Origin of the sequence: Sporomusa sphaeroides DSM 2875, from assembly GCF_001941975.2 — a bacterium.
GTDB classification, from domain to species: Bacteria; Bacillota; Negativicutes; order Sporomusales; family Sporomusaceae; genus Sporomusa; species Sporomusa sphaeroides.
Map to the genome: position 1 here is coordinate 2,001,401 of NZ_CP146991.1, position 25,983 is coordinate 2,027,383.

A 25,983-nucleotide genomic window follows, 5' to 3' on the forward strand; every position below is an offset into this window, starting at 1 on the left:
CAATAATGTAGGTTGGTGGTGACAGATGGCAGGTTATGACCAGAAAAGAAAGCCGTCAGACGTTAGAAGCATACCGGATATTCAAGAGCCTGGGCGATAGCCGAAGGCTCAAAGATGTTGCCAGGATAACAGGCAAAAACCTGTCATTGATAAAACGGTGGAGTGCAAAATATCACTGGCTACAGCGTATAGAGGATGAAGAGCCGCCGGAGATTAAAGCGATTAAAGCAGAAATACGGCAGCGCTTGGAGAGAATTAAAGCTATGCGAGCTATGTTTAGGCAACTGCGTTATTAGTTGCGTTACTATTTTGGTGACCCTTATAGGTAACGTTCCCTTTCAAAAGGTACGCCAATGGTAACGTGATATTTAAAACGGTGTACCAGAACAGGGGTAATATTCGAAACAAACAAACGATATGCCGAAATTACGGGACCCAAACCAACCATTATTGGCTAGGTGTCGGGCGGGGCGAGATGCACATAATGCACGTAAAATTGCACTATGTGCATTGCACCCTTTGCACCCAAGATGCATTTTTGTATGCATCCAGTCTGTAGACTTTGAATACAAAAAGTAAAAAAGGTATTCAAGGTGTAGACGGTTCAGAGCTAATAAAATGACCGTCATTACATTACTTGTACTAACGTTGCTAAAAAGTGCCGCCAATCTAGTAAAATTAACGGTTGGGCATGCTTACAAAAGGTAAGAAAATGTTAGGTTTTTGCAATATGCTGAGAACTTATTAAAACCTAATATTCGTGAATATATAGACATGCCACTGGCGGCAAAAAGTATGCGAGAATAGGCCGCTTGCATTATTTAAAAATAGTGCAAAAGGTGTGCAAAATGCTGCAAAATCAATAACCAGAACTAACCATTTTGGGTATTCAGTATCAGCAGTTAAGTAACAGCAGGGAAGAATCCAACGGGGATTTTATCATGTCCACAATGTACCCAATATGTGAAGGTGGACAAAAAAGTGGACATTACTATAAGTACCAGTGAAAAATAATTTTGCTGGTATAATAGGAGGTCGCAATGCTAGAAAAAATCTACTGCCTAGAATGCCGCACTGAGTTAACGACCAAGGCAAAATTTTGTCCGGAGTGCGGCAAGCCAGCACCAAAACCGGAACCGATACAGCCTAAGGCCCAAGAACAAAAACAATTCCCACCGATCATGAACATTGAACAAGTCGCAGAATTTCTATGTATATCAAAATGTCACGTTTATAGGCTGATAAAAAATGAAGGTCTACCATATTTCCCGGTCAGTCAGCATAAGAGATTCATCGCTGACGAAATTATGCAATGGGCTAAAAGTAGGCAAATTATGAATAAATAGAGACTTACATATAAATTACAGCAATACAGAACATATGTTTTTATTTGGTTTTAGCCTCGCTGTGGCGTTTTTGCATGGTGGGCAGGGTGTTTGTACTAGTGGCTATATAAAGTGGCTTAAAAAGCCTTAAATTGGACGGGGCTATCATCCCGCCCAATAGACAAAAAAATAAGCCGGCTACTAGGGCCGGTGTAGTCTCAGTTATTTTGATTTTAACTGACTATGAAGTTGGCTTATTGCTTTTTGAGCTTCAGCTAGCTTTCGTTTTTGTTCCTCTTTGGAGAGCAACTCATCAAGAATTAATTCAATACCGGATTTTACCACAGGGAAATAGCTGATACATTCTTCTTCTGAAAGCTCATGGATGCCTTTACTTAAAATAGAGTACAATGTCCAATTATCAACTAAGAATTGTGGCAAGAACCCTTTTAAGCAAACTATTTTTTCATGTACTTTTTTATTTTGATAGTCAGTTTCATTCCATCCATAAGACGTTTTAGCTTCATTATGGGCAGTATCTAAGATATGCTCAAAAACTCTTCTTAGATATACGAAAGAGCCTATTCCAATCTCAGAGCTTGCCAGACCGATAGCTCTATTAAGCTCTTTAAACTTATCTGTATCAAGGACTTTCTTGTATTTTGATGTTGTTGGCCTCATAAGGTCAGTGTAAGACGGATATTGACCAATTTTAACTAAACTAGTGGACGTAACGTGAAAATTAAAAACTATGGTGTGATCTGTATTAGCGGCACATTCGCCAACCAGGGTAATACATTTATCTCTGACAATTGAATTGAATTTACTCAAGTCGACTTCTTCAGCTACATACCCTAAAACTGTTGGACCGGGTATTTTTGGCAGGTAGGGTATTATCTTAAATACGCTATCATTACGGCACTCATTACAATAAGCTCGAGCTGATCCGCCAATAAGAAGAATTTCAGCACATGTGACTTTATCAGAGGTATTGTTGAGCTCTATACGGTCATATATTCGCTTGCTAATACATAGATTTTGCAAATCTAAGTCCATAATGTTCTCCTTACTTTGTAAAGTCTTCATTTTGGTTGGGAATGTACTCTATAAGGTCACCGGGCTGGCAGTTGAGGGCAGCGCAGAGCTTATCAATTATTTCAAGTGATACATAGTCATTGGTATTGAGTTTGGCCATAGTAGCTTTAGAAATGCCAGTCAGTTGCATGATATCTTGCTTTTTCATTTCTTTATCTATTAACAGTTTTAGAAATGGTTTATAGCTAATCATATTATCACCTACCTTTGTTTAAATAGTAACAAAAAAAGTTTAATAAGTCAAACCAAAGTATTGACATGCTATGCATAATAAGTTATACTATAGTTAGATAAATTAAACTAAAGTATTACAAAATAAACAGAGAGGGTGCGAAAAATGTTGAAATCCATAGTAACAACCATAGGCAATGCCCTGGTAGCCAAAGGCATATCCCGCCCGGAAGCTTTTCAAAAAGCCTGGGGCATGGCAAGGAGCAAGTTCTTTACCAAGGCCGTTGGCGTTACTGTGGGGAACCGGCAGGAAGCATTAAAGCGGCTGGCACAGTATGAGCGGGAACTGGTCAAGGTGTACCTGGTACATGAAAGTAATAACCCGGTTGATGCTAACGCTGTGGCCGTAGTGGTTACTGTGGCAGGCAGCAAGGAATACAAGATAGGCTATATCAAAGCTAAATACACTGCACTACTGGCAAGGGTAATAGATAAGGTCGGCGGCAAGCTGGGAGCAGCAGTAGAGAATATTACGGGCGGGGGCGGGGTGAAACGGTACGGCTTAAATATCAGCTATGCACTAGGTGCATAGGAAAAGGCTGCTCAGTGTACCACCACTAAACAGCCAGGGACAAGCAGAAACCAGAAAAGCCCCGCTGTCAAATCCATTCTATCAGGCGGCGGGGTACATAGTCAAACTGATGGGAGGATACAAAATATGACAGACTTTGAGAAGGAACGTCTCAACCGTTATATTACCGATGCCGGCCAATGGCTGACCACCATTCAGTCTATATTGCAATATCCTAAGACACCGGCTCAGGCGGCAGCATTAACCCTTACCTGGGCGGCTAGCGAATTGGTTAGAGGAATTAAGCAGCAAATACTCATAGATAAAGGGCGGTAAAATATATGTTTTCAAAAATGCCGCGAATTATGGCACGTCTTGAAAGCGAAGCAATGAAATCTAAGCTACAGCGATTGGCCAGAGAAAATGGCCGTACTCTTAGCAGTGAAGTTGGGCAGATTGTAAAGCGGTACATTATGCAATATGAACAAAAATATGGTGAAATAAAAATCCATAAAGATTAACGAATATATCAGAACCCTTTGTTTAAAGGAGTGAGGAACATGTCGCCAAACCTACCAAGTGTCGGAATAAGACTTAGCGATTCTTTAAAAGCGAAGTTGCTGTATATCGCGGAACATAATAACCGTTCTATAGACAAGGAAATAGCAGCAGTTCTAACCTGGTATGTAAATAAGTTTGAACAAAAGCGCGGTAAAATCAAAGTAAATTTGGCAAAAGATCTGGAAAATTATCAAAACACTACGGATAATGGGGGAATGAGCATGTACATGTCAAACCGTATTTGCCCAGATTGCGGTGAAAAATTAATGCTGGCTTGGCGTTGGCCCGAAATTATTATGAATCGTCCGGTTCGTCTGGTGTTTATCTGCAAGCAATGCAATGGCGAAGTAAAAGAAATCCCTGAGAGCTCTACTGTTATCTATGCAAATGGTCGCAATGTGTTAGATCGGCATATTGATGTATATAATCAGGCAGTTCCTTTCATGGCTGAGAATTATTTACGCATTAACACAAGGGATATACACCAGAGTAGTGACCCCGCGATAATAGCTTATAGGCAGGGGCTTACCGCGGCGTGTGCGATAGGCTAACAGTGACAGAATCAGTCTAGTTGATTGGGCGGGGTAGCCCCGCCTACTTGCTATAAAAACAATGAACCGGGAACAAAAAGCAAATACCAACACATTATTTTGAATGGAGAGATAATTATGATGAACGATGTAAAAACCACTGTTGTTGTTATGCAGACTGATGGACAAAAAACAAACCTTTTCATATATGGGGCAAAGTCGATAAAGGAACTCCATGATGTAAGCAAGGTCGCTTTAAAACTAGACAATTGTAGTATCCACTATATTGACAAAATAGATAGTTTAGCTAAGGTCTTAGTGGCCTAGCACTGCAAATGACCAAAAGTAATAGTGAGACAACAAGAAGGGGTGGGGCAATCCCGCCCACTACTCAATAAAAAAAGTATAGCAAGCCTAAAACAGGCGAATAATGAAGGGTGGTGTGAGTAATGGCAAAGCGTGAATCAGGGGTTGGCACAGAGATTAAATGGCTGGAAGATAAGCAGTTATTTTGCCAGCGGTTTGGCTATAAGGATAAGGCCGGCAGGAACAAGGTTAAGGCTATTTATGGCAAGAGCAAAGGTGAGATAGCTGAGAAGCGCAAGGCATGGCAGAAGGAGTTAGAATCCGGGGTTGATATGGCGGCCAGCAAAGGAACTTTTGGGCAGTTAATCTCTAACTGGTTAGAGGTTGACAAGAAAAAGACACTTGAGATTACTTCATATGAATTGTATAAGTCGCTGATAAATAAACATATCATTCCTGAGCTTGGCAAGACAAAGTTAAAAGATTTGGACAGAGTAAGAATACAGCAATTCATTAACAGCAAGGATGAAAAACTATCTAGAAAAAGCTTGGAATTACTGCGAACTATCATTGGAAATTGCTTGAGCAATGCGGTATTAGATGACATCATTATTAAAAATCCAGCTATAGGGGTAAAGATACCCAAAAAGCCTGTTGCAGGCAGGGACGAAGTAAAGCCCTTTACTGAGGAAGAATTAGGCAAGATATTAAAATCCAGTGACGGAAAGTATCTTCAGAATATCATTTATGTGGCGGCCTTTACAGGCATGAGAAAAGGCGAGTTGCTAGGCTTGCGCTGGCAGGACGTTGATACTAAAAAAGGTGTGATTAATGTCCGGCAAGGTGCTAAGTACACAGCCACAGAGCAAAAAATGATTGTAGGGAACTTAAAGACGGAAAAAGCATTCCGTACAATTCCAATTAATGATAAGGTAAAGGCCGCTCTCAAGAAGCAGAAAGCATGGCAGGCCGCCAATAAGCTAGAGCTAGGAACTGCCTACACCAATAACAACCTAGTATTCACGCTTGAAACAGGCGAAATGGTTAAAGGTACACAGATTACAAACGCATTTTGCCGAGCAACTAAGGCAGCAGGTGTAGAGTATAGGAGCTTTCACCAACTACGGCATACGTTCGCCTCCATAGCGATAAGCCGGAAGGTAAACATCAAAACACTGTCTGAGGTATTAGGGCATACCAATATTCAGATAACATACAACAAGTATGGGCACCTTTTAGAAGGTGATGCTGAAAGTGTAATAGATGCAGTATCCAATTATTTAGCGGGATTATAAAAGGTTGTTTTGCCGTCCGCCGGGAAACTGGTGGGCGGTTTTTTGTTTTTGCATAAAACTTCCTTTCCTAAATGTAATAAATTGGTCTGGCTTATTTACCTGCAACCTCAAACTATGCGATAATATACATAGGAATATCTACTTGTTACATGTCTATTGTGAGGATACAAATATTAAAAATGCACACAAGTATACATAAAAAAAGGAAATACCTGTGGACAAGTAAAGCGTTTTATCCACAAAGATTACATAATGCAGTATTTTTCTTACATAATATGGATTTTGATATAGAACATGTTGGTAACTTTGTGGATATCTTGGAAGGTATTTCCAGTTAGATATAGAATAAGACATCAACATATATAAGGATTACTGAACAGGGGGCATTATGGGAGTTGTTATAAAAGAAAACGTTCCGTGTGAAATAGAAACTCCAAAAAAGGCTAATTCTATTAGGATTCATAGTATCGTCAAAGACGAAATAGTTATTGACTTTGGGCATGCAACACCAATAAATGAGTGTAAGGATTTCAATGTTGATGTTGTTGCTAGAGTTTCTATAGCACCAAAGATGATAAAAGAAATTACAGCCAGATTGTTAATTGCGGGTATGGAGTACCAAGAAAAATTCAATACTTCTATTGGCCTAAACGTAGAGAAGCGTGATGAGGATGCTTCTGTTGATAGAGGTGAATAAAAATGTCATATAATGGTAATACTGTGCGTATAGATATTGATAACAACGGAAGAGCTGACATTGTATATTATGATGTAAAAGAAATGCAGTCTATTTTAGCGAGCTCGCGACCGAAAAGCGAAAATGCGTGGCAAATACTAGCTAGTAGAATGTACAAAGCAAATGTTGCCGATTTTATTAAATTTGGAGATTCTTTGAATCGCGTAAATAAGACTATAAGTGATTGGAGTCTCGAATTTTTACAAGCGGATTCTTCTGTTGATTTCAGTGGGAGTACGCCAATGAAAATTATATCAATAAAACAAAAAAAAGGTGCACAAGCTTGTTGTGATTTTGAGCAATTATCTAATTTGTTTGATATAGACAAAGAAGCTTGCGATTTTATTCGAAATAATTCTTTTCTTTTGCCGTTATTGGAAACACTACATTCAAAAATATTTGATTATTTCACCGATGCTAAACTTGGTCTCGAAGTTGTTAAAGATCCAGAAATAAAAGATGAGTCTCAATTATTTTTATCAATAGCTACAAGTACAAATCCTGAGTATGCCATCGAAAAATTATATGAGTTTGATCAGCAATGGTGGTTAGCAAATGTACACCAAGCCCAAGGTAAACTTTGTTTAGATGTGGTGTTCATATGAGTACCTTTGATTGGAGTAATTATTTGACTTTTGCACAGGAGATTTGCGGTAAAAACAATGGACAAAATCCATGCCAAGAGGCCAAAATGAGATGTGCAATAAGTCGAGCTTACTATAGTGCATTTTGCAATGCCCGTAATTTCTTGAAAGATAATGGAGTTGATCTTCCGGACGATGCCAAGGTTCACGAAGTTGTTAAAAGCCAGTTTAATAAAAGTGCCAATGAGACATATCAACAGATTGGAGAAAATTTGAATAGGCTGCGAATTGCAAGAAATAAAGCTGATTACAACAATAAGTATTATATAAACAATAGAGCGGCAACCAACCTTGTGGGAGAGGCCATAAAATCTATAAGTTATTGTGAGACAGTAATCAGTAAATTACATAAACTATCACAAGACAAACAAACGAGCCAAGCCAAATAATAATACTACAGACTGCTACCAGGCGATTTCAGTTTTTGCTTTAAGCCGCATCCTCCAGGGTGCGGTTTTCGTTTGTTTATCAGACATTTTGGGAATAATCCCTTGCAGGTTTTGTATTACAATAAATATTACAATCATTGTAATACACCGCTAATTAACAAAGTACCTAAAAGTGAATAAAGCTAGCATAATCAAGTGCCATAAAGCATAGATAAATAGTGAATATAAAATATGATATTAAGTTAAGCCAGAGCCCATATTTCTAACGGGGGAGGGAAGAACAAGCGTATGGTAGTGATGTTTTCTTGGCGGCGTGTAATCAAGCGGTCCAAACTGTATATTAGAATCGTCCTATTAACGCTTATCATCTTCTACATTCTGCCCAAATTAATGACCATGCTTTGGGAGTTTAGTAATCCCGGTCTTAAAATACGGGACCAGCACTTGTTAGAAAAACCGCTGCGGGTTATGACTGAAGCAAAGACGGCTGTCTCTTTACAGTATGACATAGATTAGCATTTTCTCACTAAAAAACACTAAAACTTTACAAAACATGATAGACAAATAAAGGAAAAGTAAACTTCATGTTGAATAAAGAAATAGACCAGATACTGTGAATATTCAGCCGATAATCTGGGAAGGAAAAAGGGTGGTAAAATAAAATGGAATCGTATGTTAACGAATTTATTAACTATCTTGCAGTTGAGCGAGGGTTAGCCCAAAATACGCTAGAATCCTATGGGCGGGATTTACGGCAGTTTCACACGTTTTTGCAAAATAGTCAATTAGATTTTTTACGGAATTCGAATCGTGACACCATCCTAAGTTATCTTAATAATCTCCAAATGAAGGGGCGCGCCGTTTCCACGATATCACGTAATCTTGCTGCCATAAAATCTTTTTATCAATACCTGGTCAGAGAGCGTCATCTGGAAAAAGATCCTGCTGTCAATCTGGAATCACCCAAGTTGGAGAAAAAACTGCCCAAAATTCTTAGCATTACTGAAGTGGAAGAATTATTAAAACAACCTAATGCGTTTCAACCTACCGGTCTGCGGGACAAAGCCATGCTGGAGTTATTGTATGCCACAGGTATCCGGGTTTCTGAACTTATCTGTCTGAACATATCTGATGTTAACCTGGAGATGGGTTATATTAAGTGTTATGGTAAAGGTGCCAAAGAACGCATTGTGCCGCTTGGCTCTATTGCCGCCAGATGTGTGCAGGAATACATCGGCAAAGGTCGACCGAAACTGGTGCGTACTTATGAAGAAGCTTCGTTATTTGTTAACCATCATGGTAATCGTCTTACCAGGCAGGGCTTTTGGAAGATTATCAAGAAATATGCATTAGAAGCAGATATTACCAAAGAGATCACTCCCCATACCTTAAGACATTCCTTTGCCACACATTTGTTAGAAAATGGCGCAGATTTGCGTTCGGTTCAGGAAATGCTTGGTCATGCCGATATTTCGACAACTCAAATCTATACGCATGTAACCAAAAACCGTTTAAAAGAAGTATATGATAAAACTCATCCGCGTGCATAATACTATATACACTACTTCACAGAGGAGCTATACAACTTGTTTAGACGTATATTTGTGATTGTACTTGACAGCGTAGGGATTGGTGCTATGCCTGATGCCCACGAATACGGTGACGCCGGGGCCAATACGCTGGTACATATTGCTGAAACTAAGGGCGGACTTACTTTGCCAGTACTGGCAAGCATGGGATTAGGCTTAATTGAGCCCATTGCCGGTGTTCCGGCAGTTTCCCGCCCTATTGCTGCTTTCGGAAAAATGGCAGAGCTGTCGAAAGGAAAAGATACGACAAGCGGTCATTGGGAATTGGCAGGCTGCCCGCTGTTTACTTCATTTCCCGTCTATCCTAACGGTTTTCCGGCCGAAATTATTGAAAGCTTCAAGCTGCATTCCGGGTTGGACGTCTTGGGCAACAAAGCAGCTTCCGGCACAGAGATTATTGCCGAGCTGGGAGAAGAACACATGCGTTCAGGCCGACCGATCGTATATACGTCTGCTGACAGTGTTTTTCAAATTGCTGCTCATGAGGAGATTATTCCCCTGACCCGTTTATATGAGTTATGCAAAATTGCGAGAGACAAAGTTTGCCTTGGCGACCATGCTGTGGGCCGGATTATTGCCAGGCCGTTTATCGGTAAACCGGGGAATTTTGTCCGTACGGCTAACCGCCATGATTACAGTCTGGAACCGCCAGCGCCAACAGTGCTTGACCTGCTTAAAGAGAGCGGTTTTGCCGTCACTGGTATTGGTAAAATTGCCGACATTTATGCCCACCGGGGCCTGACGGAATCTTATCCCACAAAATCCAACAGTCATGCCATGGAAGTGCTTACCGATTTAGCAGGCAAAAGTTTGCCAAGCGGATTAATTATGGCCAATCTTGTTGATTTTGACAGCATTTACGGACACCGCAACGATGCGGCAGGTTATGGGCAGGCTTTGGAAGAATTTGATACAGCTCTTGCCGGCTTTGTGTCCAGGATGACAGAAGAGGATCTGCTGATTATTACCGCTGATCATGGCTGTGATCCTACTGTAGCGGGAACAGATCATACCAGAGAGTATGTACCGCTGTTGGCGTATCATAAGAGACTGGCAACAACACCGCAGCCAGTCAATTTAGGGATACGCTCTACCTTTGCCGATGTGGGGGCAACTGTGGCCGCGAATTTCTCTCTGGCGCCGTTAGCCTATGGACATAGCTTCTTAAAAGACCTTTTGAGGTGAAAAATAGTGCATGCCGCTGACATAATTACCAAAAAGCGTAATGGTGAAGAATTATCAGAAAATGAAATTGCCTGGCTGATACAGGCTTATACCGATGATAAACTACCTGATTATCAAATGGCGGCCTGGCTTATGGCCGTATTTTTCCGGGGTATGACAGACCGTGAGACAGCAGCCCTTACTATGGCTATGGCTAACTCCGGTGAGCAGGTGGACCTAAGCCAGGTGCCCGGAATAAAAGTGGACAAACACAGTACCGGCGGGGTTGCCGATACCACCACACTGGTGCTGGCACCGCTAGTGGCTGCCGCCGGAGTGCCTGTGGCCAAAATGTCCGGCAGGGGACTGGGGTTTACCGGCGGTACCATAGATAAGCTGGAAGCCATACCAGGCTTTAAGGCTACGCTGGAACGTCAGGAATTTATTGCTAATCTGCAGCAATACGGGATTGCTGTCACCGGCCAATCGGCTGCTATTGCACCGGCCGACGGCAAGTTATATTCTCTTAGAGATGTCACGGCTACGGTCGAAAGTATACCGCTTATCGCCTCATCCATTATGAGTAAGAAGATTGCTTCAGGGGCAGATAAAATTGTTCTGGATGTAAAGGTTGGCAATGGTGCTTTTATGAAAACCAGGGCCGATGCTGTTATCCTGGCTGAAGCTATGGTAAATATCGGCCGGCTTGTTGGCCGGGAAACGGTTGCCATACTAACCAATATGGATCAGCCGTTGGGTATGGCTATCGGCAACAGCCTGGAAGTTAAGGAAGCCATCGAACTGCTATCAGGCCGGGGTACAGCCGCGCTCAAGGAGGTTTGCCTGGAACTGGGTTCGCAGATGCTGGTGTTAGGCGGTCAAGCAAAAACACCGGCAGACGGGCGCAGGTTGCTCACAAACCTTATCGACAACAGACAGGCGTTAGCCAAATTTGGCGAGTTTATTACTGCTCAACAGGGTGATTCCGCTATTTTGCAAGATACCGGTAAGCTGCCGCAGGCCGGCTTTGTTCAGAAAGTTACGGCCCCTTGTCAGGGATATATTACCGCTGTCAACGCTGCTCAAATTGGTTATGCCGCTATGCGTTTGGGGGCAGGCCGGGAGTATAAAGGACAGACAATCGATGTAGCCGCCGGGATACAGATGCAGTGCCGGCTGGGACAGTATGTGAGCTGCGGGCAGCCGTTGGCAATAATATACACAAATGATAAATCAAAGCTTAAACAGGCGGACGAAATTTTACAGCAGGCCATTGAAATTAAAGAGCAGCCTACCGTCATTCCGCCTTTGATAATAGGCTTGGTTGATAAAAACGGCTTTCATGATCGACTGGAATAATACCAGTCGATTTTTTTTGTCTTATTTCTTGTTTAAGCTTCTCCAATATGGGATACCATAATTCAAAAGAAAGGAGTGTTATGATTGATCCGAAAAACTGTGCTGGTAACATTACTGTTTTTGCTTTTGGCCGGTAGTACTGCTTTTGGCGCTCCGGCAAACCCGCAGTCAGCTGTGCAACTGCAAACTAGTGCTGTATCTGCTGTGCTTATGGACGAAAATGGTACAATACTTTTTGAAAAAGATTCACACAAACGCTTGCCGCCTGCCAGTGTAACCAAAATTATGACCTTGCTGCTGGCAGTCGAAGCTGTTGAACAGGGCCGCATTCAGCTTACTGACGAAATATTTACAAGTGAAACTGCCTGGCGTCAGGGTGGATCACAGATATGGCTGGAACCGGGTGAGAAAATGTCTGTCAAGGAGATATTGACTGCCGTGGCGGTCGTCAGTGCGAATGATGCTGCCGTAGCACTTATGGAACACATTTACGGCAGTGAAGCGGCTGCTGTTGAAGCTATGAATAAGCGGGCCGAAGCATTAGGTCTGGCAGACACTCATTTTAACAATGTAAATGGGTTACCGACAACTGACCATTACATGAGTGCTTATGATGCTGCATTAATTGCCAAAGAAGCCACCACCCACCCACTGTATATGGAGATGTGCGGGATTAAAGAAGCCTGGCTGCGGGATGGGAAAAACTGGCTTGTTAATACTAACAAGCTATTGTGGTGGTATAAGGGCGGCGACGGGTTAAAAACCGGTTGGACAGAAGAGGCAAAATATTGTTTTGTCGGTACCGCCAAACGGGATGGTCTTCGTCTTATTTCAGCAGTGTTCGCCACCCCTGAACCGCGTTCTCACTTAAGAGAAAGTATGAAACTGCTTGATTGGGGCTTTGCCAATTATACGGCTGTACCCATTGTCACTCAAGGCACTGTGGTTGAACGGCTGAAAGTCAATAAAGGCATAGAGAAAGAGATTCAACTAGTGGCTGCTCAAGACTTAAATTTAATTGTCGGCAAAGGACAAAATAAGAATTTGCAAAAGAAGATCGTGGCAGATTCCAGCGTTAATGCCCCGATAGAAGCAGGGCAAAAATGTGGCGAGCTTATTGTTATTAAAGATGGCAAGGAAATGGGTAAAGTGGATTTAATTGCTGAAAAAGCAGTACCCAAAGCCGGGCTGATAAGAATTTTCCAAAATATGATAACAAATTTGTTCAGCATTTCAAATTAAAAACAGATCGACAATGAGTATCTAAGAAAGTTATACTTTCTGTTTAGGATAAAAAACTGCGGAATATTCTGCAGTTTTTTATTTTTTTACACAACCATAGCAGGAAAAAATTTCCTTTTACCGAATTTCCCATTGTAGAGACGTTAACTTGGGAGGTTATATTGTTGAAGCTTGTTACAGTTATGAAACAGGGTGTTTTGGTAGTAAGGCTTACAGGTGAACTGGATGTTTGCGGAGCTAATGAATTCCGTGCTGTCGTCGATGAGGCACTGGAGGCGAGCGGAGCCAAACACATTTTACTGAATATGCAGGGAGTTAGTTTCATTGACAGTTCCGGGTTAGGTGTTATTCTCGGGCGGTACCGGCAGATCGCCCCGCTTGGCGGTAAAATCCTCGTAGTTCACCTTGCACCGCAGGTACAGCGAATATTTGAATTGGCCGGGTTAATGAAAATTTTAAACATTTATCAATCTGAAGACCAAGCGTTAGAACTACTATAAGGAGGCTGTGCCAATGGGAACGCAGATAAAAAATCAAATAAAACTCTCGATGTTAAGTGTTGATGAAAATGTCGGTTTTGCCAGGACGGCAGCGGCGGCTTTTGCCGCACAACTGGATTTGACGCTCACAGAAATTGATGAAATTAAAGTTGCCGTTTCGGAAGCCGTATCTAATTCTGTAATTCACGGTTATGGTGATTGTAATGATAAACAAAACTATATTGAATTAATTATGAACTTATTTCAGGACAAGCTTGAATTTACCGTTATTGATTACGGGCGAGGCATTGCCGACATCAAAGAGGCACGCCAGCCTTCGTTTTCCAGTGATCCTGAACGTATGGGATTAGGCTTTGTTTTTATGGATTCTTTCATGGATGAACTTGAAGTTATTTCCGAGCTGGGGCAGGGGACGACAGTAAGAATGGTAAAAATGCTTGTGCCCTGCGTAGAGCACTAGGTGAAAACCATGCTCAAAGATGAGGAATTTAAAGAATTGCTTTGTAAGGCCCAATCGACTGACCCTGCCGTACGGGAAGAAGCTAAAGAGCGTATTCTTGAAAACAACCTGAATTTAGTCCGAAGCATTGTCCACCGTTTTACTAACCGCGGCTATGAGTGGGATGATTTATTTCAGATTGGCAGTATTGGACTATTAAAAGCCATTGAACGCTTTGACCTCAATTTTAGCGTCAAATTCTCTACCTATGCTGTACCTATGATTATTGGTGAGATTCGCCGGTTTATCAGAGATGATAATCCGGTCAAAGTCAGCCGCCCGCTAAAGGAGCTTGCCTATCGTGTTCACAAAACCCAGGAAAAGCTTCAAGGTTCTTTGGGACGAGAACCAACAATTACCGAAATTGCCAAAGAATTATCGCTGGCACCGCAAGAAATCGTTTCCGCGCTCGAAGCTGTTCAGCCGCAAGTCTCATTATATGAGCAGGCATTTCCAGGCAGTGATGGCGGCGATGCCATCCATCTTTTAGACCAAATCATGCTGCCTGAGGGCCAGGACAGTGCGTATTTCGATAAACTGGCATTAAAAGAAGTATTGGCACGGCTGCCTGTGAAAGAACGTACCGTTATTTATTTACGTTTCTTTGCCGATAAAACACAGGCTGAAATTGCGGTAATTATTGGATTATCCCAGGTGCAGGTATCACGTATTGAAAAACATGCGCTCAAGATAATCAGAGAACTATTACAGACCTCTTAGCAAATGAGGTCTGTTTTTTAGTTTAACAGCATGTATAAATTTTGGTGCCAGCACCAGACCCGGCACGGGTTGCCTTCATACAACGCTGCTCCGCTTATGCATAACGGCCACTCGTGCCTCGGTAATGTTGACGATTATATGGAGCGCGCCAGGATTTTTCTTATTTTTTCATACCATAGTAGTAAACTGATTTTAGGACATAATAAAAATAAGAGGTGATTGCAATGGATAGTGTAGTTAATAAATCAAAGTTCAAAGGCTTTATTTTTCTGTTTTTGGTGTCGCTGCTTATGGCCGGGAGCGCGGCTGCCTGGCTGTATTTTACTACAGATATGACTCCGAAACCTCCAATGAGAGCCAGACAAGTTTTTTTGTGGCATAACAATCAGAATAATGTACAGACTATAATTGTCACCAAACATAATTTTTACAGGGGGTAGTAATATGGTTGTAAAAGTTATCGAACTCGTGGGAACTTCCCGCCACAACTGGACTGATGCGGTAGATAATGCTGTTTTGGAAGCGGCAAAGACTGTTGACTCCATTCTTGGCGTCGAAGTAACAAATTTTACGGCAAGTGTAGATAACGGCCACATAGGGGAATACAAAGCCGATGTAAAGGTAGCCTTCAAGGTTAATCACTAATTAAATATAATTAGCGTAAAGAGTGCCGCAGGCACTCTTTGTTGTTATATGAATTAATCAGTTTAGCTATGGTCAAAATATAAGCGAACTTACACTGGTTTTTAGCAATAGCTGCTTTATCCGATGGCTAACCCTAAGACTCCCAGCGGGAGTTTAGGGGCTTCCCAGGAAGTTGGGCGACTAACCTTCAGATGGGGTTAAAACCCCACCTGAAGCTAAGTCTGCTTTATCATACCAAACTGATAATGGAGGTGTGCAAGTGTTTAACAGCAAAGCCAGTCAGGCTGAACAGGAACGGTACCAGGAAAAGTTTAATCAGCTTAAACCTAAACCTCCTATAGTAAAAAATGTGGTATGGGCCTTTATTGTTGGTGGCTTGATTTGTGTGCTTGGACAATTTTTTCTGGAGTATTTTATGAGTTTGGGATTTAGCAAAAAGGAAGCTGCCGGGCCGACTTCTATCGTGCTAATTTTTCTAAGCGCCTTATTCACAGGCTTAGGGCTGTATGATGAACTTGGACGAATAGCCGGTGCCGGGTCGGTTGTGCCGATAACCGGTTTTGCCAATGCCATAGTTTCGCCGGCTATGGAGTTTAAGCGGGAAGGTTATGTCTTTGGTATCGGTGCAAAAATGTTTGTAATTGCCGGGCCGGTATTGGTTTATGGCATTTCAACAGCAGTAATCATTGGGTTTATTTATTGGCTGAGACTGTAAGAAAGGTGGACAGCATGCACAAAAAGCGTGGTCAGCAGAGTATTGTTTTTGCCGTTCCCCCGGTTATAACAAGTACCGCCAATGTTGTCGGACCGATGGAAGGCGATGGGATATTAACCGAGTTTTATGACCGGATACTAGAGGATAATCTTGACAACAACGATAGTTGGGAGCAATGTGAATCCTGCATGATGGAATGGGCAATACGGGCCGCGGTAGCAAAGGATAACAGTGTGCTTACTGATGTTGACTATGTATTGGCAGGTGACTTGCTTAATCAACTAATGAGTACTCATTTTGCGCTAAGAAATATTGGCCGCCCATTTTTGGGTATGTATGGTGCTTGCTCCACATTAGCTGAAAGTATGCTGGTTGGCTCGACCTTGCTTGATGGCGGTTTTGCCAATAAAGTTGTTGCCAGTGTTTCCAGTCATCATGACACGGCCGAACGTCAATACCGGTTTCCTACCGAGCTTGGTGTACAGCGGCCGCTTGTTTCGCAGTGGACAGTAACCGGAGCCGGTGCGGTGGTCATTTCAGCCGTTGGCAAGGGTCCGCGGATTACGGCTGCAACGGTGGGGAAAATAGTAGATATAGGCTTAAAAGATCCTAACGCCATGGGGCCGGCTATGGCTCCCGCGGCTGCCGATACCTTGTGGTCTCACTTTAACGATACCGGGCGTCCGCCGGATTATTATGACATGATCTATACCGGTGACCTGGGAAGTGTTGGCAAAGCATTGGTCATTGAGTTATTTAAGGAGAAAGGAATTGATTTATCAACAAATTATGAGGACTGCGGTTGCATGATTTTTAAAGAGGAACAGGACGCCCATGCCGGTGCCAGTGGCTGCGCCAGTTCGGCAATCGTATTTACCGGCTATATTTACCGTTTGCTCATGCGTCAGAAACTGCACAAAATATTACTGGTAGGTACAGGCAGTTTGCATAGTACGACCTCGTATCAGCAAAAAGAATCAATCCCCTGTATTGCGCATGCTGTAGCAGTGGAAATATAAAGGAGGCAACCCATTTGCAGGCATATGTAATGGCTTTTGTTATTGGGGGCTTGATCTGTGTAATCGGGCAACTGCTTATGGAGCTTACTCCGCTTACACCAGCCCATGTGTTAGTGCTGTTTGTAGTATTAGGCGGCCTTTTAAGCGGAATAGGGCTATATCAGCCGTTAGTGGAACTGGGCGGTGCGGGAGCAACCGTTCCCTTACCGGGTTTCGGTCATGCGCTGGTCTCAGGTACTCTGGAAGAAGTGGATAAAATCGGTTTTTGGGGTATTTTCAGCGGGGCCGTTAAAGCAACTGCAAGTGGGATAACAGCAGCGGTTATTTTTGGTTTACTTATAGCCATTGTTTTTAATCCGAAAGGGTAACTTTATAAGCCAGTCAGTTTTTTGAGTAACATATGGGGGGATTAGTGTGCCGAAACGAATTTCGAGTAAGGTATCAAGTTACATTAAACCCAGGCAAGGACAAAATTCAAGTCTGGAAAGTTCACAGACAGGTGAAGGAACAGTAATTGCCGATATGGCTAAAGGTTTCTTGCAAACGCAAGCCAAGCTGGATAATTCGCAAGAAGTTGTCGACCTGTTACATAAGATTAACGGGCAACTGGAGAACTTGCAGGGGGCCCTTAACGGAAACAGTCATAGTGGTGGCGGCTACTCTCCAACTCAACAAGAACAACAACCCGGGATAAATCAACCAATGCCGCAGCCGCAGTCACCCCAGGCAGGACAGCAGGCTGCAAACTCTCAAGCGGAAGTGGCGCCGGAATTACGGCAATTGTTCAGCATGCTGCTGGCTAATGCCGGTCAGCAAAATAATCCGGCAGCCACCGGCGGAGAGCAAGGGGCGCAGCAGGCAAGGCAAAGCCAGAACCAGAGTAAAGAACAGGGAAATGACGGGAATAACAGTTCTAACAAGCCTATTGCCGTGCAGACTGCCGCACAAGTATTGGCTCAGGCACAATATGAGCTTTCCAATGAACTGGAAGCAAGTTTAAAAAAGCTCAAACAGGTAATTAGTGAAAGCGAAAAAATTGCTAATAAAATCAGTAATTTACTAGGCGAAGAAAATAGCCAGTAGCAATGAGGTGATGGAGTTGGACAAAGTTACGGCACTCAATAAAAAAATACGGGTGATTCTCGTTACAGATGGTGATAAAGTAGCTCAGCAGGCAGTTGAAAATATTGGTTCTTCCTTGGGTTTACGCTGTATTTCGGCATCAGGGGGCAACCCGACACCTATCGGTGGCAAAAAAATTGTTGAACTTCTGAAAACCGTTCCCCGTGATCCGGTACTTGTTATGTTTGATGATAAAGGACGTGAGGAAAAAGCCGAGGGAGAACGGGCGCTGGAATACGTAGCCAATCATCCTGATATTGAAGTATTAGGTGCTGTGGCTGTAGCCTCCAATACCCACTGTATTCATGGGGTTCATGCCGATGCCTGTATTGATTGCCAGGGCCATGTGATTGACTCATCGGTTGATAAAAAAGGGGAAATCAAAAAAAAGAATGCTTGCGACTGTGAGCCGGTGATTACCGGTGATACTGTTGATGTGTTAAATGATGTTGAGGTGCCTGTTATTATTGGCGTAGGCGATATTGGGAAAATGGATAAGCATGATGACTTGAGCCGGGGGGCTCCAATAACCCGTAAAGCAATTGAAGAGATATTAGAACGGAGTGGCATTGATTATGTCAGATGAACAGAAAATTGCTAAAGATCTTGACAGTAATATAAATTATGTAAAAGACCGCCTGGGAGTGGGCGAAACCTTTGATATTATCTTTCGCGAATATCGGGCAGGGAAAAAACGGGCAGCTTCATTTTCGATAAATGGCATGACCAATGACGTGGTTTTATCAAATGTGTTTGAAGAATTAACCGCTTATAAGCAAGAGGAATTAACCGTCAATACCTTCCAGAAACTGTTTTATTCGCGGGCCATTCATTCCCAGGTCAAATTGGTTGAAAACATGAATGATGCTATTACCAGCCTGCTGTCAGGTGAACTGCTCTTCTTTGTGGAAGGCGAAGGGCAAGTCATGGTCATTGATGCACGCGCCTATCCGGTTCGGGCTCCTGCCGAATCAAATATCGAAAAGGTAACAAGAGGCTCGCGGGACTCTTTTGTTGAAACCATTGTTTTTAATACGGCGCTGATCCGGCGGCGGTTGCGTGACCCCAATCTCAGATTTGAAATTGTCAAGGTAGGCACACGGTCACAATGTGATGTTGCGGTCGCTTATATTAAAGATATTACCAACCAGGAACTGGTTGAGACCGTCAAGGAGCGGTTAAATAATATTAATATTGACGGCGTACCGATGGCGGAAAAGGCTATAGAAGAATATGTTGTTGCCGGCAGCAAGTGGAATCCGCTGCCGAAAGTGCGGTATACCGAACGGCCGGATGTCGCTGCCGTTCATCTGCTTGAGGGGCATGTATGTTTAGTTGTTGACACTTCGCCTAATATTATGATTTTGCCGACAACCTTTTGGCATCATGTGCAGCATGTGGAGGAATACCGGCAAAATGTAGTAGTTGGCTCTTACCTGCGGCTGATTCGCTTGGCAGGGGTTTTATTATCTTTGCTTCTGCCGCCGTTATGGCTGGCTGTAGTGCTAAACAGACAGATTTTGCCTGAATCTCTGGCTTTTCTGGGTCCGCAGGAGTCAGGCATCATTCCTATTGGAATTCAGTTTATATTGGCCGAGTTTGGGGTCGAATTGGTCAGAATGGCAACCGTACATGTTCCTACCGCGCAATCAACGGCTTTAGGTTTTATTGGAGCGTTTATGCTGGGCGATATTGCCACCAAGGTAGGACTGTTCGGCAATGAGACAATCTTTTATACGGCAGTAGCCGCTGTCGGAGCATTTGCCACTCCCAGTATGGAGTTTGCTATGGCTACCCGTCTTTTTCGGGCCCTGATTATCATTTTGGTCATGTTCTTCCAATTGCCAGGCTTTATTGTGGGAGTAGGAGCCGTATTTTTATTGATGCTGACAACGAAATCTTTTGGCATTCCTTATCTGTGGCCGGCAATTCCTTTTAATTTTGGTGCGATGAAAGACGTGTTATTCCGGTTGCCCATACCTAATAAAATATTGCGTCCTGCCGTCCTAAAACCTCAGGATGCAGACCGGCTTGAAAGTACCGGCGTGCAAGACAATACTAAAGACAGTAGTGACCAAGATAAAAAGTAAGACAAACAATGCCGCCCGTAGTTTCCGGGCGGCATTGTTGCTGGAGGCTATTTTCCACGAAAAAATTCACGTATATATCCCATGCTTTCATTGATGTTGGCCAGTTGCTCTTTAAACGCGCCTTTATTTTCAGCATTAACGGAATCTTTCAACTGATTTACCGTTGAATGGGTTTTGGTTATCTCACCTAAAATCCCAACCTGCTCCATGCCAGGCTTTACTTTTTCCCAGGTTCCCTGTAATTCTTTTGCTTTAATGACAGCTTTTTCCCAATCTTTATTTTCTACATAAAAACTGACATTGCGTATCCCATTACTGACAGCAATAATATCGGCAACAGGTGATAGTTTATAGGACTTGCCGATATCGCTGATGCTACCCATAAAGGCAAGCAGGTTTTCATGAGATTCGGTTATTTTTTCGGAATTGATGGCTGCAATTAGTTTTCCCATAGCTTCATCGGCTTCCTTTACGCCTTTTTTATCGCCGACGGCGGCTTTGCCTTGCTGCCACTTGGCTTGCAGATTGGCAAGCCCGGCCTGCGCCTGGGCCCAGTCTTCTTTGTTAATGCCTTCAAATACAACTCCGGCGGTGGCTTCCAGATCATAGAGTTCGGCAGGTGCTGAAATAAATCTTTCCCAAACCGGCGGGTTGGGCTTTGATTCAACCGGTTTGCCGGCAGGACCTATTTCCGGTTTAGGCGCAGGCCCTGCTAAGCCGCAGCCGGCCAGTAACAGCAAAATCAAAGTAAATACCGCAATGTTTATCAGTGACAGTACCCGCATAATAAGTAGATGCCTCCTTTCATTTTAAGGTAAAGAACAGCAGTTTACCCGGATATGTTTATTTTGAGCAGGTTTTGCTAATTTTATATATTCAGCAGTAAAGAATTTGCAGTCGCAGACGGCTGGTGTATTGACAACGCTCCACCGCTGGCGCTTGACTTGTGCTTTTGCCAACACACCAGTCGCTGCAAAACTGTAACGCATTGTAGATAGTATAGAAATAATCCGCTATTTTATTTTGCTTTTGCTTGCTTTTTTAGTATAATTTAGTAGTACGTCGAGTGAAAGTAATAAGGAGGACTCCATTTGTTTGGTTTTGACGCCGATATGATATTCAGAATCCCGGCATTATTAATTGCCCTCACGGTACATGAATATGCCCATGCCAGGGTTGCAGTTACGTTAGGTGATCCGACTCCGCGGTTTATGGGGCGGTTAACACTTAATCCTGTATCACATCTTGATCCCATTGGACTCTTAATGTTGTGGCTGGCTCAGTTTGGCTGGGCGAAGCCTGTTCCTATTAATCCCGGCAATTTTACGGATTACCGCAAGGGAATGTTACTCGTATCGCTGGCAGGGCCTGTGTCTAATATGCTGCTGGCGCTCTTAACCGCCTTTGCCATAGCCATTTTGGGTAAGTTGCAGTTGTTACACGGGGATTGGGTAAAAGTTTTGTGGCTGCTGTACAGCTATAACATAATTTTAGCCGTATTTAATTTGATACCCATACCGCCGCTTGACGGTTCAAAGATACTGGCAAGTATACTGCCAGCCCGTCAGGGAGAGATATTTGATAGAATGGAGCAATATGGCTCCTTTATATTAATAGCACTTGTCTTTACCGGTGTTATTGGCAGCATTATCTATCCGCTGAGAATTGGTTTATCCTATATTATTAATTTAATAGTAATGACAGTTTTATAACAGGAGGAGATATATTTTGACTAAAAAACGTATTTTTAGCGGCATGCAGCCGTCGGGGAATTTCCATATGGGGAATTATCAGGTGCTTAGCAACTGGATCAAACTGCAGGAAGAATATGATTGCATATATTCGATAGTAGATTGGCATGCGCTTACATCTTCGTACGAAGATACCGGCAAACTGCCTGAGCGTATTGAAAATATAGCGCTGGACTGGCTGAGTGCCGGCCTGGATCCGGAGAAGAGTATTGTGTTTGTCCAGTCGCATGTAAAAGAACATGCTGAACTACATTTGCTGCTGTCAATGATGACACCGCTGTCCTGGCTGGAACGTGTCCCGACCTATAAAGATAAATTGCAGCAATTAGGTGAAATGGGTAAAGAGATTAATACTTACGGATTTTTGGGATATCCGGAATTGATGACGGCCGACATTATCTTGTATAAGGCTGATGTCGTGCCGGTAGCTGAAGATCAGATACCGCATCTTGAACTGACAAGAGAAATTGTTCGTCGTTTTGCAAATTTGTACAAGCCGATATTTCCTGAGCCTCAGGCTATTTTAAGCCCCCTGTTGCCAGGCATCGATGGGCGCAAGATGAGTAAATCCTATGGCAATGAGATTCCGTATGCGGCTGAGCCGGAGGAGTTGCAGGCGCGGGTAAGGCTGATGATTACTGATCCCAAGCGGGTTAAGAAAACCGATGCGGGTGATCCGGAAGTTTGTACAGTCTATACCTTTCACAAAATCTTTAGTTCACAGCAGGAACAAAGCGAAATTGCCGGTCATTGCCGGAATGCCAGTATTGGCTGTGTAGAATGTAAAAAACGGCTGGCTGAAAAGATGGTTACCACATTGGTCGATGTCCATAGCCGCCGCAAAGAGCTGGCGGCCAAGCCTGAAAAAATCAGGGAAATATTAGCTTACGGTGCCGAACGTGCGAGAAAAGTAGCAGCAGCAACCATGGAAGAAGTCCGGTCAGTCATGAACTTGGGCTAGTTAAACTATGTCAGGCTATACTATCAAGCTAGAAGCTTTTGAGGGACCATTAGCCTTACTAATGCATCTAATTGAAAAAAGTCAGATAGATATCTATAATATTCCCATCGCTGAGATAACCGAGCAATATCTGTACTATCTTAAGGCTATGGAAGAGTTCGATATTGAAGTAGCCAGTGAATTTCTCGTTATGGCGGCTACTCTGTTACAAATAAAATCGCATATGTTATTGCCGCGTCCGGTTATTGCCGAAGCAGCCGATGAGCTTATTGATCCGCGCCAAGAACTGGTTGACCGGCTGATTGAATATCGTAAATATAAGCAAGTAGCCCAGTTCCTCAACCAACTGGGCAGTGAGCGGGACAAATATTTTATTAGATCGCCGCAGGAGTTTGCCAAGCAGTTTCCACTGCCTGAAGGGCTTTCACTTGACGATCTGCTAAAAGCTTTTGCCGCGCTCTGGGAAAGTGTGATCCCTGACTTTGCCGTTATTGCCCCGGAAGAGATAAGTGTTAAGGATAAAATGCACGATATTATGACGCTGTTAAGAAGTAACAACGGGAAGCTGGAATTTCACAAACTCATGATTAGGACAGGTTCCCGTTCGGAGTTTATTGCCGCTTTTTTAGCGTTATTGGAGCTAATTAGATTAAAGCAAATCATGATTCACCAGGAAAAGCAGTTTGCACCGATTTGCCTTAGTTTGAAGGAGTGACCGGCGGATGTTTTATCAGCATTTGCAAGGAGCAATTGAAGCGTTGCTATTTGCTAGCGGACAGCCGCTGCCTGCGGCAAAAATAGCTCAAATATTAGATATTCACGTTGACCATGTGCATGCGTTGATCGTCGAAATGACAGGCATCATGGTGAGTGAGCAGCGTGGTCTTACCATTGTGGAAGTGGCAGGTGGGTATCAACTATGTACAAAACCCTCGCTTGTTGATATTGTCAGCAAACTGGCCGAACTGCAGGATAGCAAATTGTCGGCTGCCGCCCTGGAAACACTCGCCATTGTCGCCTTTAAACAACCTGTGACCAAACAGGAAATTGAGAGTATCCGTGGTGTTAAAGCCGACAGAGTGATTACTACACTGCTTGACCGTACACTCATTAAAGAAGTAGGCCGCAAAGAAGCGGTAGGACGTCCGATTTTATATGGCACAACTAACGAGTTCTTACAATGTTTTGGCCTGAACAGCTTAGATGACCTACCGGCCATCGCCAGCCTGCTTCCGGGTACGGAGACTGAGGAATAAGACAACCATTGGTTGTCTTATTTTTATTTATTCGTGCATACTAACTAATAGGCTACAAGGCGAGAGGTGGAAAGCATGGAAAGCTGGCTATTATTCCTGACAACAGTGCTCTTTTTTTTATGGCTGCTTTCACAAGTCAACCTGTACATTGACTTGCATTTTTGCCGGCGTAAAGATGATGATTTTCTTGAAGTGACTGTTTATGCCTTGAGAAAGCTGCTCATTTATACCATGAAAATTCCTGTTATTGAAATTATCCAGTATAATGATTTGCCATGGGTTACCTCGGAAATACAGACTTCCCATGCTAAAACCGAAACACATGCGGAGCGTGAGCAGCGTTTTGTAAAAAAACTGGCCAAGATATTTATTTACAACCCGCGGCGATTCTTGCGTTTGCTTAAGTCAACCAGACACTTTTTCCGCACCTATCGCCATTATACAAACAGATTAACGCAGGCGATGCATTGTGACAGGCTTGAGATAAAAGTTGTATATGGCTTTGAGGATGCCGCTGTTACGGGTGTCCTAATGGGCATATTGGGCTCTATGCTGGGCCTGTTGCTGCAATCGCTGCAAAATAGGTTGATTATGGATTCCGAACCTGCGGTAAGGGTGAAGCCCGTATATGGATGCAACTATCTGGAGGTCGAAGTAAGGTGTATATTCAGAATCAGACTTGGCAATGTTATTACTGCAAGTATGGCGAGAGTAGCAAATTCATTGCACAAGGAGGCGACTCGCAGTGGCTGATCATCCGATACAGGGTTTAATGAAAACAGCTATGGAAAGTATCAAAGGTATGGTTGATGTCAATACCATTGTTGGCGACGCGGTGGAAACCCCTGATGGAACTGTGATTGTCCCTATATCGCGGGTAACATTTGGTTTTGCGGCAGGTGGCGGCGACTATGAGGCCGAAGATACAGCGGCTGCACACAGCCACCCTTTTGGTGGTGCCAGCGGTGCCGGCATTAGCGTGAAACCGGTAGGATTTTTAGTATGCTCGCCGACTAGCGGAGTGCGGTTTATGTCGGTGGAGAGCAACCTTTTTTATGACCGGCTTATTGATATGGTGCCACAAGTAATAAATAAGATTGAAAGCATGCTGAGCAAAGATGCCAGTGAAGAGGAAGAACTTGAAGAGCTTGCGCAAACTGCCGAAACTCAAGGCTACCGGCAGTCTTCGGCAGAGGAGTAGGACAACCGGTCGTATATGTAAAAACCCACACATAATTGTGTGGGTTTTTACATATACAAGTACTAATTGCTGGCTAAATCATCCAACTTATTCTTAATTTGCGTGGCATGCAGCGCTTCCGCTTCTGCGAAATGTTTAAACATTTTAGCTACTTCTTTGTCATTAATACGATCGGCAAACGACTGATAATCGCGCACAAGTTCCTGCTTTTGCGTCAGGGTGGTGCGCAACGATGATTTAAGATCAAGTGTTTCCATATTGATTCACCTCCTTGAATTTGTTACTATTATTTCCGTCTGCTGCGCAAATAATGCCATGATAGTATTACACGTAAAATTTAGACAAGCTTAGCTATTAACAGCCGCTTTACGACGCCGGTGTGGTTCCTCCGCCTTGCACTGCGCAACAATCCTCGCTAAATTGATCCTGATTTTGATACAAATGGATGCTGGTCTGGCTTATAACATGGATTAATTTGGCAGGTAATTACTTTTGACCTGTGGTGAATTTAATTATATAATATTGCT

Annotated in this window: 36 protein-coding genes; 32 read left to right on the forward strand and 4 right to left on the reverse strand. The window is 43.1% G+C overall.

Annotated elements, in window-relative coordinates:
• The first annotated feature begins 35 nt into the window (after window positions 1-35).
• Both SPSPH_RS09125 and SPSPH_RS09130 read left to right on the forward strand, forming a co-directional pair.
• On the forward strand, window positions 36-296 hold the full coding sequence (locus SPSPH_RS09125) for a phage terminase small subunit-related protein (RefSeq protein WP_075755287.1): 261 nt from the start codon (window positions 36-38) through the stop codon (window positions 294-296).
• Window positions 297-1,040: 744 nt separating this feature from the next.
• Entirely contained in the window at window positions 1,041-1,346 is a 306-nt protein-coding gene (locus SPSPH_RS09130) for a helix-turn-helix domain-containing protein (RefSeq protein WP_075755289.1), read from the forward strand.
• 201 nt (window positions 1,347-1,547) lie between these two features.
• On the opposite strand, the gene SPSPH_RS09135 is transcribed toward SPSPH_RS09130, so the two are convergent.
• Window positions 1,548-2,381 carry a hypothetical protein gene (locus SPSPH_RS09135; protein WP_075755291.1) on the reverse strand — a complete coding sequence of 278 codons (834 nt, stop codon included), beginning with the start codon at window positions 2,379-2,381 and terminating at the stop codon, window positions 1,548-1,550.
• Between the two features lie 10 nt (window positions 2,382-2,391).
• Window positions 2,392-2,613 (reverse strand): helix-turn-helix domain-containing protein, encoded by a 222-nt coding sequence (locus tag SPSPH_RS09140; RefSeq protein WP_075755293.1) that lies wholly within the window; start codon window positions 2,611-2,613, stop codon window positions 2,392-2,394.
• Window positions 2,614-2,757: 144 nt separating this feature from the next.
• Here SPSPH_RS09140 and SPSPH_RS09145 point away from each other — a divergent pair, with 144 nt between their 5' ends.
• From SPSPH_RS09145 to SPSPH_RS09260, 24 genes are all read left to right on the forward strand, one after another.
• The gene (locus SPSPH_RS09145; protein WP_075755295.1) at window positions 2,758-3,183 is read left to right on the forward strand and encodes an HIRAN domain-containing protein; all 426 of its coding nucleotides are present in this window, start codon (window positions 2,758-2,760) and stop codon (window positions 3,181-3,183) included.
• 126 nt (window positions 3,184-3,309) lie between these two features.
• Complete coding sequence (locus tag SPSPH_RS09150) at window positions 3,310-3,498, forward strand: hypothetical protein (RefSeq protein ID WP_075755297.1); 189 nt, start codon at window positions 3,310-3,312, stop codon at window positions 3,496-3,498.
• A 5-nt stretch (window positions 3,499-3,503) separates the two neighbouring features.
• Window positions 3,504-3,683: an Arc family DNA-binding protein gene (locus tag SPSPH_RS09155; protein ID WP_075755299.1), complete on the forward strand. Its 180-nt coding sequence runs from the start codon at window positions 3,504-3,506 to the stop codon at window positions 3,681-3,683.
• Between the two features lie 39 nt (window positions 3,684-3,722).
• Window positions 3,723-4,274, forward strand: coding sequence for a hypothetical protein (locus tag SPSPH_RS09160; protein ID WP_075755301.1), 552 nt, complete (start codon window positions 3,723-3,725; stop codon window positions 4,272-4,274).
• Window positions 4,275-4,391: 117 nt separating this feature from the next.
• On the forward strand, window positions 4,392-4,580 hold the full coding sequence (locus tag SPSPH_RS09165; protein ID WP_075755303.1) for a hypothetical protein: 189 nt from the start codon (window positions 4,392-4,394) through the stop codon (window positions 4,578-4,580).
• Window positions 4,581-4,702: 122 nt separating this feature from the next.
• The gene (locus SPSPH_RS09170; protein WP_075755305.1) at window positions 4,703-5,854 is read left to right on the forward strand and encodes a tyrosine-type recombinase/integrase; all 1,152 of its coding nucleotides are present in this window, start codon (window positions 4,703-4,705) and stop codon (window positions 5,852-5,854) included.
• A gap of 388 nt (window positions 5,855-6,242) precedes the next feature.
• Window positions 6,243-6,551 (forward strand): hypothetical protein, encoded by a 309-nt coding sequence (locus tag SPSPH_RS09175; protein ID WP_075755307.1) that lies wholly within the window; start codon window positions 6,243-6,245, stop codon window positions 6,549-6,551.
• Window positions 6,552-6,553: 2 nt separating this feature from the next.
• Entirely contained in the window at window positions 6,554-7,195 is a 642-nt protein-coding gene (locus SPSPH_RS09180; protein ID WP_075755309.1) for a hypothetical protein, read from the forward strand.
• Window positions 7,192-7,623 (forward strand): HEPN domain-containing protein, encoded by a 432-nt coding sequence (locus SPSPH_RS09185; protein WP_075755311.1) that lies wholly within the window; start codon window positions 7,192-7,194, stop codon window positions 7,621-7,623. Before SPSPH_RS09180 ends, SPSPH_RS09185 begins: the two co-directional genes overlap by 4 nt.
• A 288-nt stretch (window positions 7,624-7,911) precedes the next feature.
• Window positions 7,912-8,139, forward strand: coding sequence for a hypothetical protein (locus SPSPH_RS09190; protein WP_075755313.1), 228 nt, complete (start codon window positions 7,912-7,914; stop codon window positions 8,137-8,139).
• A gap of 146 nt (window positions 8,140-8,285) precedes the next feature.
• Window positions 8,286-9,173 (forward strand): site-specific tyrosine recombinase XerD, encoded by an 888-nt coding sequence (gene xerD / locus SPSPH_RS09195; RefSeq protein ID WP_075755315.1) that lies wholly within the window; start codon window positions 8,286-8,288, stop codon window positions 9,171-9,173.
• A 36-nt stretch (window positions 9,174-9,209) separates the two neighbouring features.
• Complete coding sequence (locus SPSPH_RS09200) at window positions 9,210-10,397, forward strand: phosphopentomutase (protein ID WP_075755317.1); 1,188 nt, start codon at window positions 9,210-9,212, stop codon at window positions 10,395-10,397.
• Between the two features lie 6 nt (window positions 10,398-10,403).
• Window positions 10,404-11,735 (forward strand): pyrimidine-nucleoside phosphorylase, encoded by a 1,332-nt coding sequence (locus SPSPH_RS09205; protein WP_075755319.1) that lies wholly within the window; start codon window positions 10,404-10,406, stop codon window positions 11,733-11,735.
• Between the two features lie 84 nt (window positions 11,736-11,819).
• Window positions 11,820-12,977, forward strand: a complete 1,158-nt coding sequence (locus tag SPSPH_RS09210) for a D-alanyl-D-alanine carboxypeptidase family protein (protein WP_233138752.1) — start codon at window positions 11,820-11,822, stop codon at window positions 12,975-12,977.
• 164 nt (window positions 12,978-13,141) lie between these two features.
• Complete coding sequence (gene spoIIAA, locus SPSPH_RS09215; RefSeq protein ID WP_083945460.1) at window positions 13,142-13,477, forward strand: anti-sigma F factor antagonist; 336 nt, start codon at window positions 13,142-13,144, stop codon at window positions 13,475-13,477.
• A 13-nt stretch (window positions 13,478-13,490) separates the two neighbouring features.
• Complete coding sequence (spoIIAB, locus tag SPSPH_RS09220; protein WP_075755321.1) at window positions 13,491-13,937, forward strand: anti-sigma F factor; 447 nt, start codon at window positions 13,491-13,493, stop codon at window positions 13,935-13,937.
• Between the two features lie 9 nt (window positions 13,938-13,946).
• Window positions 13,947-14,696 (forward strand): SigB/SigF/SigG family RNA polymerase sigma factor, encoded by a 750-nt coding sequence (locus tag SPSPH_RS09225; protein WP_075755323.1) that lies wholly within the window; start codon window positions 13,947-13,949, stop codon window positions 14,694-14,696.
• Between the two features lie 444 nt (window positions 14,697-15,140).
• Window positions 15,141-15,341: a dodecin family protein gene (locus SPSPH_RS09230; RefSeq protein WP_075755327.1), complete on the forward strand. Its 201-nt coding sequence runs from the start codon at window positions 15,141-15,143 to the stop codon at window positions 15,339-15,341.
• Between the two features lie 259 nt (window positions 15,342-15,600).
• Window positions 15,601-16,056 carry a stage V sporulation protein AC gene (gene spoVAC / locus SPSPH_RS09235; RefSeq protein ID WP_075755329.1) on the forward strand — a complete coding sequence of 152 codons (456 nt, stop codon included), beginning with the start codon at window positions 15,601-15,603 and terminating at the stop codon, window positions 16,054-16,056.
• A gap of 14 nt (window positions 16,057-16,070) precedes the next feature.
• Window positions 16,071-17,075 (forward strand): stage V sporulation protein AD, encoded by a 1,005-nt coding sequence (gene spoVAD / locus SPSPH_RS09240; RefSeq protein ID WP_075755331.1) that lies wholly within the window; start codon window positions 16,071-16,073, stop codon window positions 17,073-17,075.
• Between the two features lie 29 nt (window positions 17,076-17,104).
• Complete coding sequence (spoVAE, locus tag SPSPH_RS09245) at window positions 17,105-17,443, forward strand: stage V sporulation protein AE (protein ID WP_075756034.1); 339 nt, start codon at window positions 17,105-17,107, stop codon at window positions 17,441-17,443.
• Window positions 17,444-17,489: 46 nt separating this feature from the next.
• Window positions 17,490-18,158, forward strand: a complete 669-nt coding sequence (locus SPSPH_RS09250) for a hypothetical protein (RefSeq protein WP_075755333.1) — start codon at window positions 17,490-17,492, stop codon at window positions 18,156-18,158.
• A 16-nt stretch (window positions 18,159-18,174) separates the two neighbouring features.
• On the forward strand, window positions 18,175-18,783 hold the full coding sequence (locus SPSPH_RS09255) for a stage V sporulation protein AE (protein ID WP_233138755.1): 609 nt from the start codon (window positions 18,175-18,177) through the stop codon (window positions 18,781-18,783).
• Window positions 18,773-20,287, forward strand: coding sequence for a spore germination protein (locus SPSPH_RS09260; RefSeq protein ID WP_075755337.1), 1,515 nt, complete (start codon window positions 18,773-18,775; stop codon window positions 20,285-20,287). The genes SPSPH_RS09255 and SPSPH_RS09260 overlap by 11 nt, the downstream gene beginning before the upstream one ends.
• Before the next feature lie 47 nt (window positions 20,288-20,334).
• Here SPSPH_RS09260 and SPSPH_RS09265 read toward each other — a convergent pair whose 3' ends face one another.
• On the reverse strand, window positions 20,335-21,072 hold the full coding sequence (locus SPSPH_RS09265; protein WP_075755339.1) for a DUF4363 family protein: 738 nt from the start codon (window positions 21,070-21,072) through the stop codon (window positions 20,335-20,337).
• Window positions 21,073-21,378: 306 nt separating this feature from the next.
• Between SPSPH_RS09265 and SPSPH_RS09270 the strand changes: the two genes are divergently transcribed.
• The 6 genes from SPSPH_RS09270 (at window position 21,379) to ytfJ (ending at window position 25,456) form a co-directional block, all read left to right on the forward strand.
• Window positions 21,379-21,999: a site-2 protease family protein gene (locus SPSPH_RS09270; protein WP_075755341.1), complete on the forward strand. Its 621-nt coding sequence runs from the start codon at window positions 21,379-21,381 to the stop codon at window positions 21,997-21,999.
• 16 nt (window positions 22,000-22,015) lie between these two features.
• Window positions 22,016-22,999 (forward strand): tryptophan--tRNA ligase, encoded by a 984-nt coding sequence (gene trpS / locus SPSPH_RS09275; protein ID WP_075755343.1) that lies wholly within the window; start codon window positions 22,016-22,018, stop codon window positions 22,997-22,999.
• A gap of 7 nt (window positions 23,000-23,006) precedes the next feature.
• Window positions 23,007-23,714, forward strand: a complete 708-nt coding sequence (locus tag SPSPH_RS09280) for a segregation and condensation protein A (protein WP_075755345.1) — start codon at window positions 23,007-23,009, stop codon at window positions 23,712-23,714.
• A gap of 7 nt (window positions 23,715-23,721) precedes the next feature.
• Window positions 23,722-24,255 carry an SMC-Scp complex subunit ScpB gene (gene scpB / locus SPSPH_RS09285; protein ID WP_075755347.1) on the forward strand — a complete coding sequence of 178 codons (534 nt, stop codon included), beginning with the start codon at window positions 23,722-23,724 and terminating at the stop codon, window positions 24,253-24,255.
• A 75-nt stretch (window positions 24,256-24,330) separates the two neighbouring features.
• A complete protein-coding gene (locus SPSPH_RS09290; RefSeq protein WP_075755349.1) occupies window positions 24,331-25,008 on the forward strand; it encodes a DUF2953 domain-containing protein in 678 nt (225 codons plus the stop codon).
• Complete coding sequence (ytfJ, locus tag SPSPH_RS09295) at window positions 25,001-25,456, forward strand: GerW family sporulation protein (protein WP_075755351.1); 456 nt, start codon at window positions 25,001-25,003, stop codon at window positions 25,454-25,456. Before SPSPH_RS09290 ends, ytfJ begins: the two co-directional genes overlap by 8 nt.
• Before the next feature lie 62 nt (window positions 25,457-25,518).
• On the opposite strand, the gene SPSPH_RS09300 is transcribed toward ytfJ, so the two are convergent.
• Window positions 25,519-25,713, reverse strand: a complete 195-nt coding sequence (locus SPSPH_RS09300) for a rubrerythrin family protein (RefSeq protein ID WP_075755353.1) — start codon at window positions 25,711-25,713, stop codon at window positions 25,519-25,521.
• Window positions 25,714-25,983: the final 270 nt, after the last annotated feature.

Coding starts and splice junctions, on each gene's coding strand:
- SPSPH_RS09265 (WP_075755339.1), bottom strand. CDS start 21,072: ATGCGGGTACTGTCACTGATAAACATTGCGGTATTTACTTTGATTTTG.
- SPSPH_RS09165 (WP_075755303.1), top strand. CDS start 4,392: ATGATGAACGATGTAAAAACCACTGTTGTTGTTATGCAGACTGATGGA.
- SPSPH_RS09125 (WP_075755287.1), top strand. CDS start 36: ATGACCAGAAAAGAAAGCCGTCAGACGTTAGAAGCATACCGGATATTC.
- SPSPH_RS09140 (WP_075755293.1), bottom strand. CDS start 2,613: ATGATTAGCTATAAACCATTTCTAAAACTGTTAATAGATAAAGAAATG.
- SPSPH_RS09260 (WP_075755337.1), top strand. CDS start 18,773: ATGTCAGATGAACAGAAAATTGCTAAAGATCTTGACAGTAATATAAAT.
- SPSPH_RS09230 (WP_075755327.1), top strand. CDS start 15,141: ATGGTTGTAAAAGTTATCGAACTCGTGGGAACTTCCCGCCACAACTGG.
- spoIIAB (WP_075755321.1), top strand. CDS start 13,491: ATGGGAACGCAGATAAAAAATCAAATAAAACTCTCGATGTTAAGTGTT.
- SPSPH_RS09180 (WP_075755309.1), top strand. CDS start 6,554: ATGTCATATAATGGTAATACTGTGCGTATAGATATTGATAACAACGGA.
- SPSPH_RS09150 (WP_075755297.1), top strand. CDS start 3,310: ATGACAGACTTTGAGAAGGAACGTCTCAACCGTTATATTACCGATGCC.
- SPSPH_RS09185 (WP_075755311.1), top strand. CDS start 7,192: ATGAGTACCTTTGATTGGAGTAATTATTTGACTTTTGCACAGGAGATT.
- SPSPH_RS09190 (WP_075755313.1), top strand. CDS start 7,912: ATGGTAGTGATGTTTTCTTGGCGGCGTGTAATCAAGCGGTCCAAACTG.
- SPSPH_RS09300 (WP_075755353.1), bottom strand. CDS start 25,713: ATGGAAACACTTGATCTTAAATCATCGTTGCGCACCACCCTGACGCAA.
- xerD (WP_075755315.1), top strand. CDS start 8,286: ATGGAATCGTATGTTAACGAATTTATTAACTATCTTGCAGTTGAGCGA.
- scpB (WP_075755347.1), top strand. CDS start 23,722: ATGTTTTATCAGCATTTGCAAGGAGCAATTGAAGCGTTGCTATTTGCT.
- SPSPH_RS09290 (WP_075755349.1), top strand. CDS start 24,331: ATGGAAAGCTGGCTATTATTCCTGACAACAGTGCTCTTTTTTTTATGG.
- SPSPH_RS09135 (WP_075755291.1), bottom strand. CDS start 2,381: ATGGACTTAGATTTGCAAAATCTATGTATTAGCAAGCGAATATATGAC.
- spoVAD (WP_075755331.1), top strand. CDS start 16,071: ATGCACAAAAAGCGTGGTCAGCAGAGTATTGTTTTTGCCGTTCCCCCG.
- SPSPH_RS09160 (WP_075755301.1), top strand. CDS start 3,723: ATGTCGCCAAACCTACCAAGTGTCGGAATAAGACTTAGCGATTCTTTA.
- SPSPH_RS09225 (WP_075755323.1), top strand. CDS start 13,947: ATGCTCAAAGATGAGGAATTTAAAGAATTGCTTTGTAAGGCCCAATCG.
- SPSPH_RS09130 (WP_075755289.1), top strand. CDS start 1,041: ATGCTAGAAAAAATCTACTGCCTAGAATGCCGCACTGAGTTAACGACC.
- SPSPH_RS09170 (WP_075755305.1), top strand. CDS start 4,703: ATGGCAAAGCGTGAATCAGGGGTTGGCACAGAGATTAAATGGCTGGAA.
- SPSPH_RS09155 (WP_075755299.1), top strand. CDS start 3,504: ATGTTTTCAAAAATGCCGCGAATTATGGCACGTCTTGAAAGCGAAGCA.
- SPSPH_RS09280 (WP_075755345.1), top strand. CDS start 23,007: ATGTCAGGCTATACTATCAAGCTAGAAGCTTTTGAGGGACCATTAGCC.
- spoVAE (WP_075756034.1), top strand. CDS start 17,105: ATGGCTTTTGTTATTGGGGGCTTGATCTGTGTAATCGGGCAACTGCTT.
- SPSPH_RS09145 (WP_075755295.1), top strand. CDS start 2,758: ATGTTGAAATCCATAGTAACAACCATAGGCAATGCCCTGGTAGCCAAA.
- SPSPH_RS09175 (WP_075755307.1), top strand. CDS start 6,243: ATGGGAGTTGTTATAAAAGAAAACGTTCCGTGTGAAATAGAAACTCCA.